The sequence below is a fragment of the Mesorhizobium sp. L103C105A0 genome, assembly GCF_000502215.1.
Lineage (GTDB): Bacteria > Pseudomonadota > Alphaproteobacteria > Rhizobiales > Rhizobiaceae > Mesorhizobium.
Genome location: NZ_AYXF01000005.1, coordinates 278,809 through 294,151, shown reverse-complemented (window position 1 = coordinate 294,151; position 15,343 = coordinate 278,809). Strand labels below are relative to the sequence as shown.

General features: G+C 64.8%; 10 protein-coding genes. All 10 read left to right on the top strand.

Annotated features, from left to right (window positions below):
• Positions 1 to 6: 6 nt before the first annotated feature.
• The 10 genes from X727_RS1000000169625 to X727_RS147780 all read left to right on the top strand — a co-directional run bounded on the left by X727_RS1000000169625 (position 7) and on the right by X727_RS147780 (position 15,325).
• Positions 7 to 1,578 carry a WD40 repeat domain-containing protein gene (locus tag X727_RS1000000169625; protein WP_023834500.1) on the top strand — a complete coding sequence of 524 codons (1,572 nt, stop codon included), beginning with the start codon at positions 7 to 9 and terminating at the stop codon, positions 1,576 to 1,578.
• An 80-nt stretch (positions 1,579 to 1,658) separates the two neighbouring features.
• Complete coding sequence (locus tag X727_RS147735) at positions 1,659 to 3,689, top strand: SEL1-like repeat protein (protein WP_155923582.1); 2,031 nt, start codon at positions 1,659 to 1,661, stop codon at positions 3,687 to 3,689.
• A gap of 99 nt (positions 3,690 to 3,788) precedes the next feature.
• Positions 3,789 to 5,798, top strand: a complete 2,010-nt coding sequence (locus X727_RS147740) for an amidase (RefSeq protein WP_023834498.1) — start codon at positions 3,789 to 3,791, stop codon at positions 5,796 to 5,798.
• 79 nt (positions 5,799 to 5,877) lie between these two features.
• Positions 5,878 to 6,414, top strand: a complete 537-nt coding sequence (locus X727_RS147745; RefSeq protein WP_023747809.1) for a cysteine hydrolase family protein — start codon at positions 5,878 to 5,880, stop codon at positions 6,412 to 6,414.
• A gap of 31 nt (positions 6,415 to 6,445) precedes the next feature.
• The gene (locus tag X727_RS147750; RefSeq protein WP_023834497.1) at positions 6,446 to 6,910 is read left to right on the top strand and encodes a GFA family protein; all 465 of its coding nucleotides are present in this window, start codon (positions 6,446 to 6,448) and stop codon (positions 6,908 to 6,910) included.
• A gap of 267 nt (positions 6,911 to 7,177) precedes the next feature.
• On the top strand, positions 7,178 to 8,191 hold the full coding sequence (locus X727_RS147755; protein WP_023834496.1) for a LacI family DNA-binding transcriptional regulator: 1,014 nt from the start codon (positions 7,178 to 7,180) through the stop codon (positions 8,189 to 8,191).
• Positions 8,188 to 9,705: a sugar ABC transporter ATP-binding protein gene (locus tag X727_RS147760; protein WP_023693773.1), complete on the top strand. Its 1,518-nt coding sequence runs from the start codon at positions 8,188 to 8,190 to the stop codon at positions 9,703 to 9,705. Before X727_RS147755 ends, X727_RS147760 begins: the two co-directional genes overlap by 4 nt.
• Positions 9,705 to 10,757 (top strand): ABC transporter permease, encoded by a 1,053-nt coding sequence (locus tag X727_RS147765; RefSeq protein WP_023671400.1) that lies wholly within the window; start codon positions 9,705 to 9,707, stop codon positions 10,755 to 10,757. Before X727_RS147760 ends, X727_RS147765 begins: the two co-directional genes overlap by 1 nt.
• A gap of 120 nt (positions 10,758 to 10,877) precedes the next feature.
• Complete coding sequence (locus X727_RS147770) at positions 10,878 to 11,861, top strand: substrate-binding domain-containing protein (RefSeq protein ID WP_023689831.1); 984 nt, start codon at positions 10,878 to 10,880, stop codon at positions 11,859 to 11,861.
• A 302-nt stretch (positions 11,862 to 12,163) separates the two neighbouring features.
• Positions 12,164 to 15,325 carry an AAA family ATPase gene (locus tag X727_RS147780; protein ID WP_023834495.1) on the top strand — a complete coding sequence of 1,054 codons (3,162 nt, stop codon included), beginning with the start codon at positions 12,164 to 12,166 and terminating at the stop codon, positions 15,323 to 15,325.
• The last annotated feature ends 18 nt before the right edge of the window (positions 15,326 to 15,343 follow it).

Here is a 15,343-nt window from a genome sequence, read left to right as displayed (position 1 = left end):
AGTCCGATGGACAGGTTGGCCGAAAGGCTGTTTGCGCTTCCGCTGCTGGCGGCCGCTTTGGCTTGTCTGGTGCGGGCGTATCTGCTGCTCGGCGACAGAGATTTCAGCTGGAGCGGGATCGACCACATGCTGCACGGCCCAGCCACGCTGCGACCGGTGGTGTTCCTGACCGTCGGCGGGCTTTGCCTGCTTGGCGCCCTGTTGTTCTGGGCCGGACTGCTGCCGGGTCGGCGAAGCCAGCCTGCTGGAACGCCGCTTTTTGGCCGCGACGCTGAGATGGAATCCAAGGGTCGCCCGGGCTGGCGGCGCGCCTTCCTCATGTTGCCGGTGCTCGCCGTGTTGGCGCTGCTGGCCGACCACTTCCCTTGGGCGCGTGACGCCGGCCCGGGCGCTGAGGTCGTCGCCCCGAGAGAGCCCAAAGCCGAGCCGAAGGGCCAGGATATCGCCGGCGTCCCACCGGACCTGGCGACGCCGGCGGTTCCACCGAGTTCGCCGCCGCTCGCCACGCCTCCCGAGCCAACCCCGCCTGAGCAGGCTGCCAAACCGCCGGAACCGGCGCAGCCTACGCCTCCAACTGCTCCCCCTCGGCCGCCACAAGTCGCACTCGCTCCGGCGACACCGCCACCGCAAACCGTCGCGCCGTTGCCGCCGCCTCCGCCGGCGCTGCCGACCGAGCCCGACGGCCATCGCGACGCCGTCGTCTGGCTCGCCGTCTCGGCCGATGGCCGCGACATCATGAGCGCCAGCACCGACCATATGATCAAGCTCTGGGACATCGCCGGCAAGCGGCTGATCCGCAACCTTGGTGAACACAAGGACATGGCGCGCACGGCGCTGTTCATGCCCGACGGCGCAACCGCGCTGACCGCCGGCGACGATGGCGAGATCGTGCTGCGAAAGCTTGCCGACGGCGCGGTGCTGCATGTCTTCTCGTCGGGCGCGAATGGCGGCGTGCGCAAGCTGGCGATCAGCCCGGACGGCAAGCGCGCCGTCAGTGGCCACGACACCGGCAACGTCATCGTCTGGGATCTCGTCAACAAATCGGTGCTGCATGTGATGACCGGACATGACTGGCCGATCAGCACGGTCGCAATCTCGCCCGACGGCACGCGCGCGCTCAGCGGCTCCATCGACGGCACGCTGAAATTCTGGGACGTCGAAAGCGGCAAGCAATTGCGAAGCTGGCACGGCCACGAGCAGGGCACTTACGGCGCTGTCTTCACCGCCGACGGCCATCATGTCGTCACCGGCAGCGGCGACTACACGATCAAGCTCTGGGACCTCGACACGTTTAGGGAATTGCGCCGCTTCGAGGGTCACGAAGGCACCGTCTATACGCTGGCGCTGTCGGCCGACGGCAAGCGCTTGGCCTCCGGCTCGCTCGACGGCACGGCGCGGCTGTGGGATGTCGGCACCGGCTGCCAGACCGCCATGTTCGACAGCCGCACCGGCCCGATCTACGCCGTTGCCTTCGCCACCGACGGCACGCTGCTCACCGGCGGCGACGATCGCACCATCAGGGATTGGCCGGCGGCTGGCGGCGATGGCGAGATCCTCTTTGCCGGCGCGGCGCAGTAGCGACATCAAATGCTTTGGATATTCCAGAACAGCCTGGCTTGCGCTATGAATTACTGGTGGCTGCAAATGGATTGGGGACCGTGAGCAACAACGACTGGGCGCCCAAAGTGGATACACCTGTCTACAGCCCGCCCACGTCGCGTCGCCGAGGGGTCCTTACCGTCGTTCTGGTGTTGCTGGCGGCTTTTGTGCTGCTCGGGCCTGGCCGAAATTACTATGTGCAGTGGTCAGCGGCACAAAAGGGTGCAGCGGCTCTCCAGGCAAAGGATTATGCCGAGGTATTCCGTCAAATGAAGATCATGGCGGACGCTGGCAATGTTGACGCAAAAGGCCAGCTTGGTGCGCTGTACTGGCGCGGGGAGGGCGTGGCTCAGAACGACAGCCAGGCGGTGTATTGGTGGAAGAAATCCGCCGATGGCGGCAATGCGGAAGCCATAGCAGCACTGGGTCAGGCCTACCTTATGGGCAGGGGCGTTGAAAAGGACAGTCGGCTTGCCGAGAGTTTCTCACGAAAGGCCGCCGATAAAGACAACATGAATGGGCAGTACCAGCTCGGCGTGTTGTACTGGCAGGGCCAAGGGGTCGCGCAAAGTTATGAGCAGGCGCTCTATTGGTGGCGCAAGGCGGCCGATCAGGGGAGCGGGGAGGCTGAATATTCTCTCGGCCAAGTCTATTTAAATGGCCAAGGGGTCGAAAGAAACGATCAACTGGCGTTGAAGTTTTCCAGGCAATCAGCCGACAAGGGCAATGCGAACGCTCAGTACGCCCTCGGCGTCCTGTATGCGCAGGGTCGGGGTGTTGCGCAAAGCTTCGAGCAGGCTGCCTCATGGTGGCGCAAGGCGGCTGACCAAGGAAGCCTGGAGGCCGCTTTCTGTCTCGGACGCGCCTACTATCTTAACCAAGGCGTCAAGAAGGATGATAAGGCCGCCATAGTGTGGGTGAAAAAGGCAGCCGATCTGGGTGAGCCGAATGCCCAGGCTTTGCTGGGCACTTTGTACTCGCGGGGCCACGGCGTTGAGCAGGATGACCGCCTTGCGTTCGGGTGGTGGATGAAGGCCGCAACCACCGGTCTGACAGAAGCGCAATACGCGGTGGCGGCCGCTTATGGCCAGGGAAAAGGTACCCCTAGGGACGACGGCCAGGCGTTTGCGTGGATGAGCAAAGCCGCCAATCAGGGCTTTGTGTTCGCCCAGTCGAATCTGGGCGGATATTATTCGATGGGCCAAGGCGTCGAGAAGAGCGCCGAGCAGGCGGTCTATTGGTGGCGCAAGGCCGCGGAAGCGGGGAATGCCGAAGCCGGTGCCAATCTGGCCCGGGCGTATTCGCTCGGCGAAGGCGTGGGACGGGACGATGCGTTGGCCGCGACTTGGGCGCAAAAGGCGTCCGACGGGCGAAACGCCGACGCTCAATATATGCTTGGTATCCTCTACAGCCAGGGCCGCGGCGTTGCGCAAGACAATGATCTGGCCTTCCGATGGTGGATGAAGGCTGCTGTCCAAGGCCATGTGGTAGCGCAGTATAATGTCGGGGTCGTGTATCGGGACGGGCAGGGCGTCGGGAAGGATGAAAGGCAGGCATTCGAGTGGCTGAGCAAGGCTGCCGACAAGGACAATGACCTTGCGCAGTTCGCTCTCGGTGGACTGTATTGGGATGGTCTAGGAGTAACGAAGGACCCCGTTCAGGCGGCAAGGCTCTGGCGCAAAGCCGCCGACCAGCGCAATGCATTCGCGCAGAAAGCGCTCGGCACAGCCTATTCCGAGGGTGCTGGCGTTGCGCAAAGCAGTGCGGATGCGGCGGGCTGGTGGCTCAAGGCGGCGCGGCAGGGAAATGTCGATGCCCAGCTCGCCTTAGCGTATGCCTCGGCCAACGGCGTGGGCATTGCCAGAGACGACAAGGCTGCCGAGTCCTGGTGGCTGGAAGCCGCAAAGGCCGGCAGCGTCGATGCCGAGTTCAGTCTGGGCTCGCTCTACTACCGCGGCGTCGATGGGAAACCAAACTACAAGGAAGCCGCCAAATGGTTCTTCAAGGCGGCAGGCCACGGCAGTTCCGGAGCCAAGACCTATCTCGACCTGATGAAGGAAAACGGCCAGCTCGACAGCAAGATGCTGTGAGCCGAGTGCATAAGCGTCGCCGTCACGCCTTTCGTTTGCGGCGTGACACTCGCATCGCACGATGCGAAGACTCATTTGCCGCTGCATCTCGAGAACCCCATGCCCAACCTCCAGCCCGTCGAAGCCTCGATCGCCGACCTGCGCCGCGCGCTGGAGGCCGGCACCGTCACCAGCGTCGAGCTGGTCGGCGCGTATTTCAGGCGCATCGCGCACTACGACCGCCATGGCATTGCGCTCAATGCCGTGCCGGTGCTTAACCCGGCAATGTTCGAGGAGGCGGCGGCGTCCGACCTGCGGCGGCGCAATGGCGCCACCCTCGGGCCGCTCGACGGCATCCCCTACACCGCCAAGGACAGCTATAAGGTGAAGGGCCTGACGGTGGCCGCCGGCTCGCCCGCCTTCGAGCATCTCGTCGCCAACGAGGACGCTTTCACCATTGCCAGGCTGAGGGCCGGTGGTGCTGTGCTGATCGGGCTGACCAACATGCCGCCTATGGCCAATGGCGGCATGCAGCGTGGCGTCTATGGCCGCGCCGAGAGCCCCTACAATGCAGATTACCTGACCGCCGCCTTCGCTTCCGGCTCGTCCAACGGTTCCGGCACCGCGACCGCTGCGAGCTTTGCCGCTTTCGGGCTGGGCGAGGAGACATGGTCTTCCGGCCGCGCGCCGGCGTCCAACAATGCACTTGTCGCCTACACGCCGTCGCGCGGCGTCATTTCGGTCAGGGGCAACTGGCCGCTGGTGCCGACCATGGATGTGGTGGTGCCGCACACGCGCGGCATCGCCGACATGCTGGAGCTGCTCGACGTGATCGTCGCCGACGATACCGAGACGCGCGGCGATTTCTGGCGCGCGCAGCCCTGGGTGTCGATCGCGAAAAGCGCTGATCTCAGGCCGCCAAGCTACACTACACTCGCCTTGGAGTGCTCGTTGAAAGGCAAACGCCTCGGCGTGCCGAAAATGTATATCGGCCGCGACGGCGGCGCGCTCAAACCCATCGAGACCCGCGCCTCGGTGCTCGACCTCTGGCGGCAGGCAGCGCGTGACTTGGAAAAGCTCGGCGCGGAGGTGGTCGAGGTCGATTTCCCCGTCGTCTCGAACTATGAGCGCGACCGTCCGGGCACAAAAACCATGGTCGAACGCGGGCTGGTGCCGGAAGCATTCGCCGAGCGCGAAATCTGGGATCTCTGCATCTGGGGCTGGGACGATTTCCTGCGCGCAAATGCCGACCCGGCCATCCCCGACCTGGCCACGGTCGACGGGCCAAAAATCTTCCCGCGGCCGCCGGGCGCGCTGCCGGACCGCTATGGCGACGACGGTTTCGATCTGGCGGACTATGTCACACGCGCCAAACAGGGCGTGACGCCATTGCTGGATATTCCAAGGCTGGCGGAAGGTCTGAAGGGATTGGAGGCGACGCGGCGCATCGACTTCGAGGACTGGCTGGACGAGCACAGGCTCGACGCCGTCGTGCTGCCGGCGGTCGCCGATGTCGGCCCGGCCGATGCCGACGTCAACCAGACCTCTGCAGAAATCGCCTGGCGCAACGGCACCTGGGTCGCCAATGGCAATCTGGTGTGGCGTCATCTCGGCATTCCGACCGTCACCGTGCCTATGGGAACGATGGCCGATATCGGCATGCCGGTCGGGCTGACCTTTGCGGGCAAGGCCTATGATGATGCGGAGTTGCTGCGGCTAGCCGGCGATTACGAGCGCGCCACCCAACGCCGCACCAGCCCGCCGCGCACGCCGGAATTGCCGGACGATGCGTTTGCGGGGCGGCCTGGTGGATTGCGGGCCAGCGATGCGCCGGCGCCGAGGCTTACGCTTGTTGCCGAGACGACGCGGCGAGGAGACCAGGCCGAGATCGCCGTGACGGTTGAACTCGATGCGGAGACCGCTGGCGTCAAGGTTCACGTCAATGGCGAACCGGTCGCTCTGCGGCGCAGCGGCACAAGCTTTCACGGTCGCATCCTGGTGCCCGCCGGCGAGCACGAAAGAATGCACAGTGTGTGGCGAGGCGCTTACGGCTCGATCGTTACGGCCGTCATCCGGCTGGAGGATGGACGCACGGCTGGTGCTTACGTGGTCGCGGGTGGAATCGGGTGAGGTACATGTAATCTCCCCAAGGGGGAGATCAGCAGCTTCGCCGTCTTGACCCTCCCATCGCCCGCGTTATCTTCGCGCCATGCCAAACCTCGCTCCCCTCATCGTCATCGACCTCCAGACCAACATGTTCGACGGCCGCGTCGAGCCGCCGATCCACGATGCGCCTGGCATAGCCGAGCGTACCTGCTCGCTGATCGACTGGGCGCGGCGCGAGGGGCGCAAGGTTGCTTTCGTCAGGCATGACGGGCCGGCCGGCGATCCGCTGGCGCCCGGCGAGCCGGGTTGGCCGGTATGGCCGGAACTCGGCCAGGCCAAGGACGAGCCGACATTCTCCAAGACCGTCCGCAACGCCTTCTCGAATGCCGAGCTTGGCGCCTGGGTGGCCGGGCAAGGGGTCGGCGAAGTCGTGCTTGCCGGAGCGCAAACCGATTTCTGCATCGCCGGCACCGTTGAGGGCGCCCTGGCCGAAGGCTTCGGCGTCACTGTCGTTTCCGATGCGCACTCGACGCTGGACACTGAAGGCGAAACCGCGACCGAGATCATCGCCCGGTACAATGCGGACTTCACCGATGCCGGCGTCACGCTGGTGACGACGAAGGCGCTGACCGGCGACTGAAGCACCGCGCTTCGAAGAGTGGGAGACTGCCGTGCCAACCCTGAAATTGCCGGCCGAAGGCGGATGCCGCTGCGGACGTGTGCGGCTAAAGATTTCCGCAAAACCGCTTTTGACCATGGCTTGCCATTGCATCGGCTGCCAGCGCATGTCGGCCAGCGCCTATTCACTGAGCGCCGCCATTCCCTCGGACGGCTTCGAAATCATGCAAGGCGAGCCGGTGATCGGCGGGCTGCACGGCGCCTCGCGTCATTACTTCTGCCCTTATTGCATGAGCTGGATGTTCACGCGCCCCGAAGGGCTCGACTGGTTCGTCAATCTGCGCCCCACCATGCTTGACGAGCCCGGCTGGTTCACGCCGTTCATCGAGACATGGACCAGCGAGAAACTGCCCTGGGCGACGACGCCGGCGGTGCATAGTTACGAGGCGCTGCCGGCCTTCGAGGCGTATGAGGGGCTGGTGGCCGAGTTTGCTGAAACTGCGAATCTCCCCCCTTGAGGGGGAGATGGCCAGCAGGCCAGAGGGGGTCGGTGCGACTGGGCTCGACGTCCTTGCTGCAGATGGAAGGTTGGCGCCTCACGCGCGGCGACCCCCTCTGTCGCCTTCGGCGACATCCTCCCCCTCGAGGGGGGAGATAAGCCCCGCTAAAAATTTGCATCGAATCGATTGCGCAAACGTTTCGATCGCCCTAAGCTCCCTTAAAATCCGCCATCAGAGCGGACGGGAAACGCAAAAGGGAGGAGCGCTTGCAGGCGCTGATATGTCTTGCCGACAATGGCTGAAGTGGCGCGGCGCGCCGGCGTGTCGGTGTCGACCGTCTCGCATGTCGTCAACAACACGCGCTTCGTTTCGCTGGAAAAGGCGAGGCTGATCAACGACGCCATTGCCGCCATGGGCTACCAGCCCAACGAGCTGGCGCGCTCGCTGAAGGCCTCGACCACCAACAGCGTCGGCCTGGCGATCTCGGCGATCTCCAACCCTTATTTCACCGACATCATCTGCGCGGTCGAGGCCGAATGCGCGCGGCTCGGGCTGATGGTCTTCCTGTCGGACACCCAGGAAGATCCCGACCGCGAGCTGCAGGTGGTGCGCGCTTTCCATCAGCGCCGCGTCGACGGCGTCATCCTGGCGCCGTCGGGCTCGCCGCAGCGCGCCATCGACTATCTCGCCGACAAGAAGATGCCATGCGTTCTGATCGACCGTTTCGCCGACGAGCGCTTCGACCAGATCGGCGTCGAGAACGAAACGTCGATGCGCGCGCTGATCGACCATGTCGCCTCCTTCGGCCACAAGCGCATCGGCTATATCGCCGGACAGCCCGGCCTGACGACGACGCGCGAGCGCATCGAGGCGTTCCAGGCTTCGCTCGCCGCCAATGGACTTGAGTGCGTGCCGCGCTATCTCTCGGCCGAGAATGTCGACACGGCGGCGGCGACCGCATCCACCCACGCCATCCTGTCGCTGCCGTCGCCACCAACCGCATTGGTCACCGGCAACAACATGACGACGATCGGAGCCGTCCGCGCCATCCGCGAAAAGGGCCTCACCATTCCGGGCGATCTGTCGCTGGCCGGCTTCGACGATTTCGAATGGGCCGATTGTTTCGAACCGCGCCTGACGCTGGTTGCCCAGCCCTGCACCGAGATAGGCAGGCAGGCGGCAGCCCTGCTCAGCGCCCGCATCGCGGCGACCGGTTCAGAGCCACGTTCGGTGCGGCTGCAGGCGACGCTGCGGGCGCGCGCCTCCTGCGGGAGGCCGACCCACACGAGGCTAACATGACCGCGCCGCTGCTGGTGATGACCGGCGCCGTCAAACGCTTCGGCGGTGTGCAGGCGCTGCGTGGCGTCGACTTCGATCTCAAGGCCGGCGAAATCCATGCGCTGCTCGGCGAAAACGGCGCCGGCAAGTCGACGCTGATGAACCTTTTGTCGGGCGTCTACACGCCGGACGAAGGCACCATCGAGATCGACGGCAAACCCGTGCGTTTCAACAACCCGCGTGAGGCGCAAGCGGCCGGCATCGCCACCATCTTCCAGGAGCTCGACCTGGTGCCGTCGCTGGATGTCGCGGCCAACCTGTTCCTCGGCCGCGAACTGATGCGTCCGGGCGGCTTCCTCGACGTGCCGGCAATGCGCCGCGAGGCCAAGAAGCGGCTGGAGGCGATCGAGATCGCCATCGATCCGGCTGCCATGGTGGCCGATCTGTCGATCGGCCAGCGCCAGGTGGTCGCGATCGTCAAGGCGCTGTCTTACGCCTCGCGCGTGCTGATCATGGACGAGCCGACGGCCGCACTCACCGTCGGCGAAGTCGAGCGGCTGTTCGACATCATGCGCAAGCTCGCCGCCACCGGCGTCGGCATCGTCTACATCTCGCACCGGCTGGAGGAAGTGCCAGGCATTGCCGACCGCGTGACTGTGATGCGCGACGGCCGTGTTGCCGGCATCACCGAGCCGCACGCGCCGCAGGCCGAGCTGGTCAGGCTGCTGGTCGGACGGCCCTTGGACGAGCTCTATCCCCAACGCGCCAAAGCGGCGGGCAAGCCGCTGCTCAGCCTGAGGAACGCCAGCTTCAAACTCGCCCGCGACAGCGCCGGCTGGCAGGCGCCGCAAGGCGTTTCGCTCGATGTCCATGAAGGCGAGATCGTCGGTCTTGCCGGCATCATGGGGGCCGGGCGCACCGAGCTCTTGTCCGCGCTCTACGGCACCGGCCTGTCCGGCCGCTGGGAGGGCGAGGTCGCCATATCAGGCCGCCCGGTAAAATTGGATTCGATCAGCGCTGCCCGCCACGCCGGCATCGCCTTCGTCACCGACGATCGCAGGGGCTCGGGCCTGATGCTGCGCATGGCGGTCGGCCTCAATCTAGTGATGTCGGTCATATCCAGGATCTCGCCGAACTGGCTGGTCTCGCCGCGCCGCCAGGCCGAGGCCGTGAAGGAATCCTTCGGTCAGTTCGATATCCGCCCGAAGAACCCCGATATCGCCGTCGGCGCGCTGTCTGGCGGCAACCAGCAGAAGGTGGTGCTGGCCAAGGAGATCCTCGGCAATCCGCGCCTGTTGCTTCTCGACGAGCCGACACGCGGCGTCGATGTCGGCGCCAAGGGCGAGATCTACCAGCGGCTCAGGGCACTCGCCGCGCAAGGGCTCGGCATTCTGGTGGCGTCCAGCGAGATGCCGGAGCTGATCGGTCTGTGCGACCGCATCGTGGTGCTGCGCCAGGGGCGCAATGTGGCGGAATTCATGGGCGGCGTCGACGAGCACACGGTGCTGGCCGCGGCTAACGGCAGGGAGGCCTGATGTCTCAGGACAACAATCCAGTGGCAGCGAGCCCGGTGACGGCGGCGCCTCAAAAGCATCGCGACCCGCTGGCGCTCATCGTGCGCTTCCAGAGCCTGATCGGCCTCGTGCTGGTGGCGATCGGCGGCATCATCTTCTCGCCGCGCCGCCATGGCGAGATCCTGTTCCTCAACCCCGACAACATCGCCAACATCGTGCGCGCCGTGTCGGAGACCGGCATCATCGCCATCGGCATGACCTTCGTCATCATCACCGCCGGCATCGACCTCTCGGTCGGCGCGGTGCTTGGCCTGTCCAGCGTCGTCACCGCATCGATGATGATCTCCGGCGGCTTCGGCCTGATCCCCACCATCCTCGCCGTGCTCGCTTTGGGCATCGTCTTCGGCGCCATCCAGGGCACCATCTCGACGCGCTTCCGGCTGGAGCCGTTCATCGTCACGCTGGCTGGCCTGCAGGCCGCGCGCGGGCTGGCGCTGGTCGTCTCCGGCAACCAGTACATCAACATTTCCTACGGCGAAGGGCCGGGCTTGGCGCCGCCGGTGTTCGCCGTGCTGGGCGAGCGGCTGTTCAACAACACCGTGCCGGTGGCAACGCTTGTGTTCGTCGTCTTTGCCGCGATCGCCACCATCGTGCTCAACACCACGCGCTTCGGCCGCTATGTTTTTGCCGTCGGCGGCAATGAGCGCGCCGCGCGCATATCCGGCGTGCCGGTCTCGATGGTGAAGATATCGGTCTATGCCATCACCGGCTTTGCCGCTGCACTCGCAGGCATCGTCCATGCCGGCCAGTTCAATTTCGGCAGCGCCAATGACGGCATGGGCTATGAGCTGACGGCCATCGCCGCCGTGGTCATCGGCGGTACCAGCCTGTTCGGCGGCGCCGGCTCGATGGTCGGCACCGTCGCCGGAACCATCATGCTTGGCGCGCTCGCCAACATCCTGCAGCTCAACAACATCACGCCCGCCATGCAGCTGCTCGCGACCGCCGCGATCATCGTGCTGGCGGCAGTGCTTCAATCCCTCGTTCGCCGCCGCGAGGGGTTGGGTCGTTAGTGCATGTCGCGCAAAAGGTTTTGCGATGACGACATGCACCAACAAACAAGGAGGAGACGGCAACACGTGAACGTCAAACCAAGGTCTGGCCCCCCGGCCAGACGAGGAGGAGAGTGAGTTATGAAAACGACACTAAGAGGATCGACCCTCAAGGCCGTCCTGCTGGCAGGCGCTGGCCTGTGCATTGCAGGCTCCGCTTACGCCGCCGAGCCGCTGGTGAAAGCCTGCGCCAAGGACGGCCAGTTCGTCATCGGCTTTTCGCAGGCCAACAATGCCGAGCCCTACCGCCAGCACGTCAATGACGAGCTTGAGGCGGCGGCCAAGGAAGTGCCCGGCTTCACGCTGCAGATCGCCGACGGCGCCGGCAACGTCAACACGCAGACCTCGCAGGTCGACAATTTCATCACCCAGAAGGTCGATATCCTTTTGATCTCGCCCTTCGAGGCCGCACCGCTGACGCCGGCGGTGAAGCGCGCCATGGATGCCGGCATCCCGGTCATCGAGCTTGACCGCAAGACGGTCGGCGACCCCGGCAAGGACTACACCGCCTTCATCGGCGGCGACAATTTCAAGATCGCCGAGGAAGCCGGAAAGTACACCGCCAAGACGCTGCTGCCCGATGGCGGCGAGGCGGCGGTGCTGCAAGGCCTGCCGAGCTCGACGCCGGCGGTGGAGCGCCTCAACGGCTTCAAGGAAGGCGTGAAAGGCAACCCGAAGGTCCAGATCGTCGCCGAGCAGGCCGCCGACTGGGTGCCGGACAAGGCGCAAGTCGCCTTCGCCGCCATGCTGCAGGCGCACCCCGACATCAAGGTGCTCTACGCCTCCAACGACATGATGGCCGCCGGCGCGCTGCTCGCCGCCAAGGGGGCGGGCAAGGACGTCAAGATCATCGGCACAGACGGCCTGCCGGGCCCGGCTGGCGGCATCGAGGCGGTGGCCAAGGGCGACTGGGTCGCAACCTTCACCTACCCGACGGGCGCCAAGGAAGCGATCGAGATGTCGAAAAAGATCCTGCTCGATTGCGCGACCGAGGTGGACAAGACGGTGACGGTGGAGACCACCGCGATCACGGCCGAGAATGCCAAGCAGCTGATGGGGAAGTGAGGGGCGGGCAGAGCGCGTCTATTGAGGTGATGCGCAAGGCCCCGAGGGGCCTTGTTGCATTGCGGCAACGTATGGGAACGGCCGCTTCGCGCCTCATCTCGGTCATCGAAGTCATCCCGGCCGCCCGCCAAAAGCGGTCACAGTTGGTGTCAACGCCATGGGGAGTTTGCGCCGTGAGCATTTCTCTCCATAATGATCCCAGCATCGGCTTTTTCCTGCCCTCCCTACTGATCAAGTGTTTTGTGAACAGCATCGCACTTTGCTAATATTGCCGTCACTGTGCTCGGCGAGGAAATCCCAGCATGTCGGAGAAGAGTCCGGTCGCGTTGCCGGCGGCGTCGGTGGCAACAGGTTTTCTGGGCGGCAACGGTAACAATGCGTCGGAAGCCCGGCATGAGCGCCGGATCCTGACCGCGCTCTGCTACGACCTGGTCGGATCGACTGACCTTCTTGGCATCCTGGACATTGAAGAGTTCGAGGAACTGATATCAGCCTTCCAGCGGGCGGCGAGACAGGCGGTCGCGTCGTGCTCGGGTGCCGTAGAGGTCGAGGTCGGCGATGGCGGCGTTGCTTTGTTTCCTGCCGAAATAGACGCCAAGGATGCGGCATCGCTGGCGATCCGGGCCGGGCTCGAAATCATCGACGCCTGCAGGCGCGTCGGTTCGAACCAAGGCCGCGCCGATTTGCATGTCCGGGTCGGAATCGCGACATCGATGACCCTGATCCAGAAGGGTGACGCCGAGACGGGTCGTGACAATGTCACCGGCCCTGCCTTCGCGATGGCCACGCGGCTCCAGGCCATCGCGCAGCCGGATACGGTGTTAGTCTCGGAGGCGACACGCAACCTGGCGCGACGGTCGCATGTGTTCAGCTTTAGGGGCAGCCATACGATCAAGGGTTTTGCCGAGCCGGAGCTGGTCTGGCGCGCGCTGAGTCACAAGCGCGAGGTCGACCGCTTCTTCGCCTTCGGGCGGCTGAGCAGTCCGCTCGTCGATCGCGAGGCCGAACTTGCCACGATCGCCGAAGCATGGGACAGCGCCGTTGCAGGAAACGGCGGCGTGGTGGTGATCGAGGGCGAGGCCGGGATCGGCAAGTCGCGCATTCTTCACGAAGTGCGCCGGCGCACGCGTCACCAGCGCGCGAAACTGCTGCTCTTCCAGTGCACGCCCGGCGGCTTGCGCTCGGCGCTGCATCCGCTGCTACAGAACGTACGCGGCGATTTCGCCGGCAACGAAGGACAGCTGAGCGCTGCCGCTGTGGCAGAAGTATTCCGCGATCATGACGTCCGCGATCCTGAAATCATAGACGTCTTCTCGTTCCTGCTCGGCGCTGCGGGAGCCGATCCGATGCTTAAGGAAATCGACGCCGAGGCGATGCGCGCGAAAGCCAATTGGGCGGTTCGCCACTCGCTCGAAGCCCTGTGCGCCAGCGGACCGATCGTCCTGGTGGTCGAGGACATCCATTGGATCGACCTGACGTCTAGACAATTGTTGGCTGAGCTTGCACAGTCGGCCCGTCACTTCCGGGCGCTTGTCATCGTGACCACGCGCCCTGAATCCGGGAGCTGGCTGGCAGCATCGAATCCAAGGCATATCTCGCTAAAGCCGCTCAACCGCGAGCAAACGCGGCTGGCGATCGCGGCCATGTGGCCGCAAGGCAAGCCTTCAACTTCCCCGGAATTGCTCGACGTGGTGGAACGCGTGACCGGAGGCGTCCCGCTGTTCATCGAAGAAATCTGCCAGTGGATGGCCGAGAACGCGGCCTCGGCAACGGATCGGCTGGCGCAGACCGCGACGCGTAGTCATGCCTCGGTGTTTGAAAGCGTGATCGAGGCCAGGCTCGAAACGCTAGGGCCGGCACGCGAAGTCGCGCGCGCCGCGGCCGTCGCGGGCAATCGTTTCAATCAGGAATTGTTGCGCGCGTTGTTGCCGGAGCTCGACGACGAAATCATCGCAAACGCGCTGGATTCACTGAGCGAGGCCGGGTTCCTGATCCGCGTGCGGCCTTTTGGCGTTCCGGTCTATGGCGTGCGCCATGCGCTTATCCAGGAGACGATCTACAACGCAACGCTGCGCAAGAAACGGCAGGCCTTGCATCGCCACCTGTTTGCCGCGGTGAGCCGCAACCGAAACCTGGCCGGGTGGCTGAGCACCGCCGAGGTCGCCGAGCACGCCGAGCGCGCAGGCCTTATGGAGGACGCGATCGCTCAGTTCGTGATCGCAGGCACGGAAAGCTCGTCGCGCTCGGCAATGGCGGAAGCGAGGCAGATACTCGAGCATGCATTGGCGCTCTGCGAGCACGTTGCGGCAGCCGACAGGCGAGACGCGCTGCGGCTATCGGCTATGATCGTGCTCGGTCCCATCCTGACCGCTGTCGAAGGTCCGAACTCGGGGCCCGCCCGCAAATTGTACGAGGACGGCGTGGTGATAGCCCGGCGGCGGCCGGTGGCCGAGCGGGCCAAGTGGTTCCCGATCTACTGGGGCTGGTGGTTCACGGATACCGTCATGGACGGCGAGCGCGCGGAAGTGGTGCTCAGCGATCTCAGGGATGTCGAGGATGCCGAAGTGCAACTCCAGGCCAGGCATTGCGTGTGGGCAATCGACTTCAATCTTGGCCGCCACGACCGCTGCATCGCGGCAGTCGACGCAGGACTTTCGCTCTATGAGCACGGCCAGGGCAAAGCCAATGCTGCGTTGTTCGGCGGGCATGACGCGAGGGTCTGCGGGCTCGCCCACCGCGCCTTGTCGCTTTGGTTTGTCGGAAAGCCGGCAAGCGCGATCCATTCGATGTCGGAAGCTAGGAGCTGGGCGCAGCAAACCGGACATGCCGGCAGCATCGCACATGCCTATCTCAACGAGGCGATGCTGCATTGCTATCGCCGAGATTTTTCGAGGTTACGAAGCGTGATAGCGGATCTGCGCCACTTGACGGAGCGCCATTATATGCCCGCTCTCGCCGCCGCAGCGCAAATCTTCGAAGGCTGGTGCGACGGCAACGCCGGCCAGGTCGAGAGCGGCAGGGAGAAAATGCGGCAAGGCCTTGGCCTCCATGGCGAGTTCCAGACGCCTGAGGACGAACCGGTCTATTGCGGCATGCTGGCAGAGCTTTTGACACGAACTGCCGAGGTCGATGAGGCGCTCGCGTTGCTGGGCTCGGCTGTGGCGCAGGCCGAGGCCGGCGGCAGCCGCTTCTGGCTGGCAGAGCTCTACAGGCGAAGGGCGGAGCTACTTCTTCTCCAGGGCGATGCGGAGGCGGACGTAATCGCTGCCCTCGAAAAGAGCATCGCCATAGCCGCGGAGCAAAGTGCCGTGCCTTTCCTCGTCAGTACATACGAGACCCTTCAATCATCAGGCCTGTCGCCTGAACTGTCGTCGCGCTATCGCGATCGGGTCGAACGTGCGAAATCCGCTCTCGAGCCGGGCGCCGCGCTGATCGTCAATCCCGAATCGGCCGTTCGGCACTAGCGGGCCCTGCAAGAGCAT

Excerpts from the sequence above, each read along its gene's own strand:
- X727_RS1000000169625 (WP_023834500.1), top strand. The coding sequence starts at position 7 with ATGGACAGGTTGGCCGAAAGGCTGTTTGCGCTTCCGCTGCTGGCGGCC.
- X727_RS147740 (WP_023834498.1), top strand. The coding sequence starts at position 3,789 with ATGCCCAACCTCCAGCCCGTCGAAGCCTCGATCGCCGACCTGCGCCGC.
- X727_RS147745 (WP_023747809.1), top strand. The coding sequence starts at position 5,878 with ATGCCAAACCTCGCTCCCCTCATCGTCATCGACCTCCAGACCAACATG.
- X727_RS147760 (WP_023693773.1), top strand. The coding sequence starts at position 8,188 with ATGACCGCGCCGCTGCTGGTGATGACCGGCGCCGTCAAACGCTTCGGC.
- X727_RS147765 (WP_023671400.1), top strand. The coding sequence starts at position 9,705 with ATGTCTCAGGACAACAATCCAGTGGCAGCGAGCCCGGTGACGGCGGCG.
- X727_RS147770 (WP_023689831.1), top strand. The coding sequence starts at position 10,878 with ATGAAAACGACACTAAGAGGATCGACCCTCAAGGCCGTCCTGCTGGCA.
- X727_RS147780 (WP_023834495.1), top strand. The coding sequence starts at position 12,164 with ATGTCGGAGAAGAGTCCGGTCGCGTTGCCGGCGGCGTCGGTGGCAACA.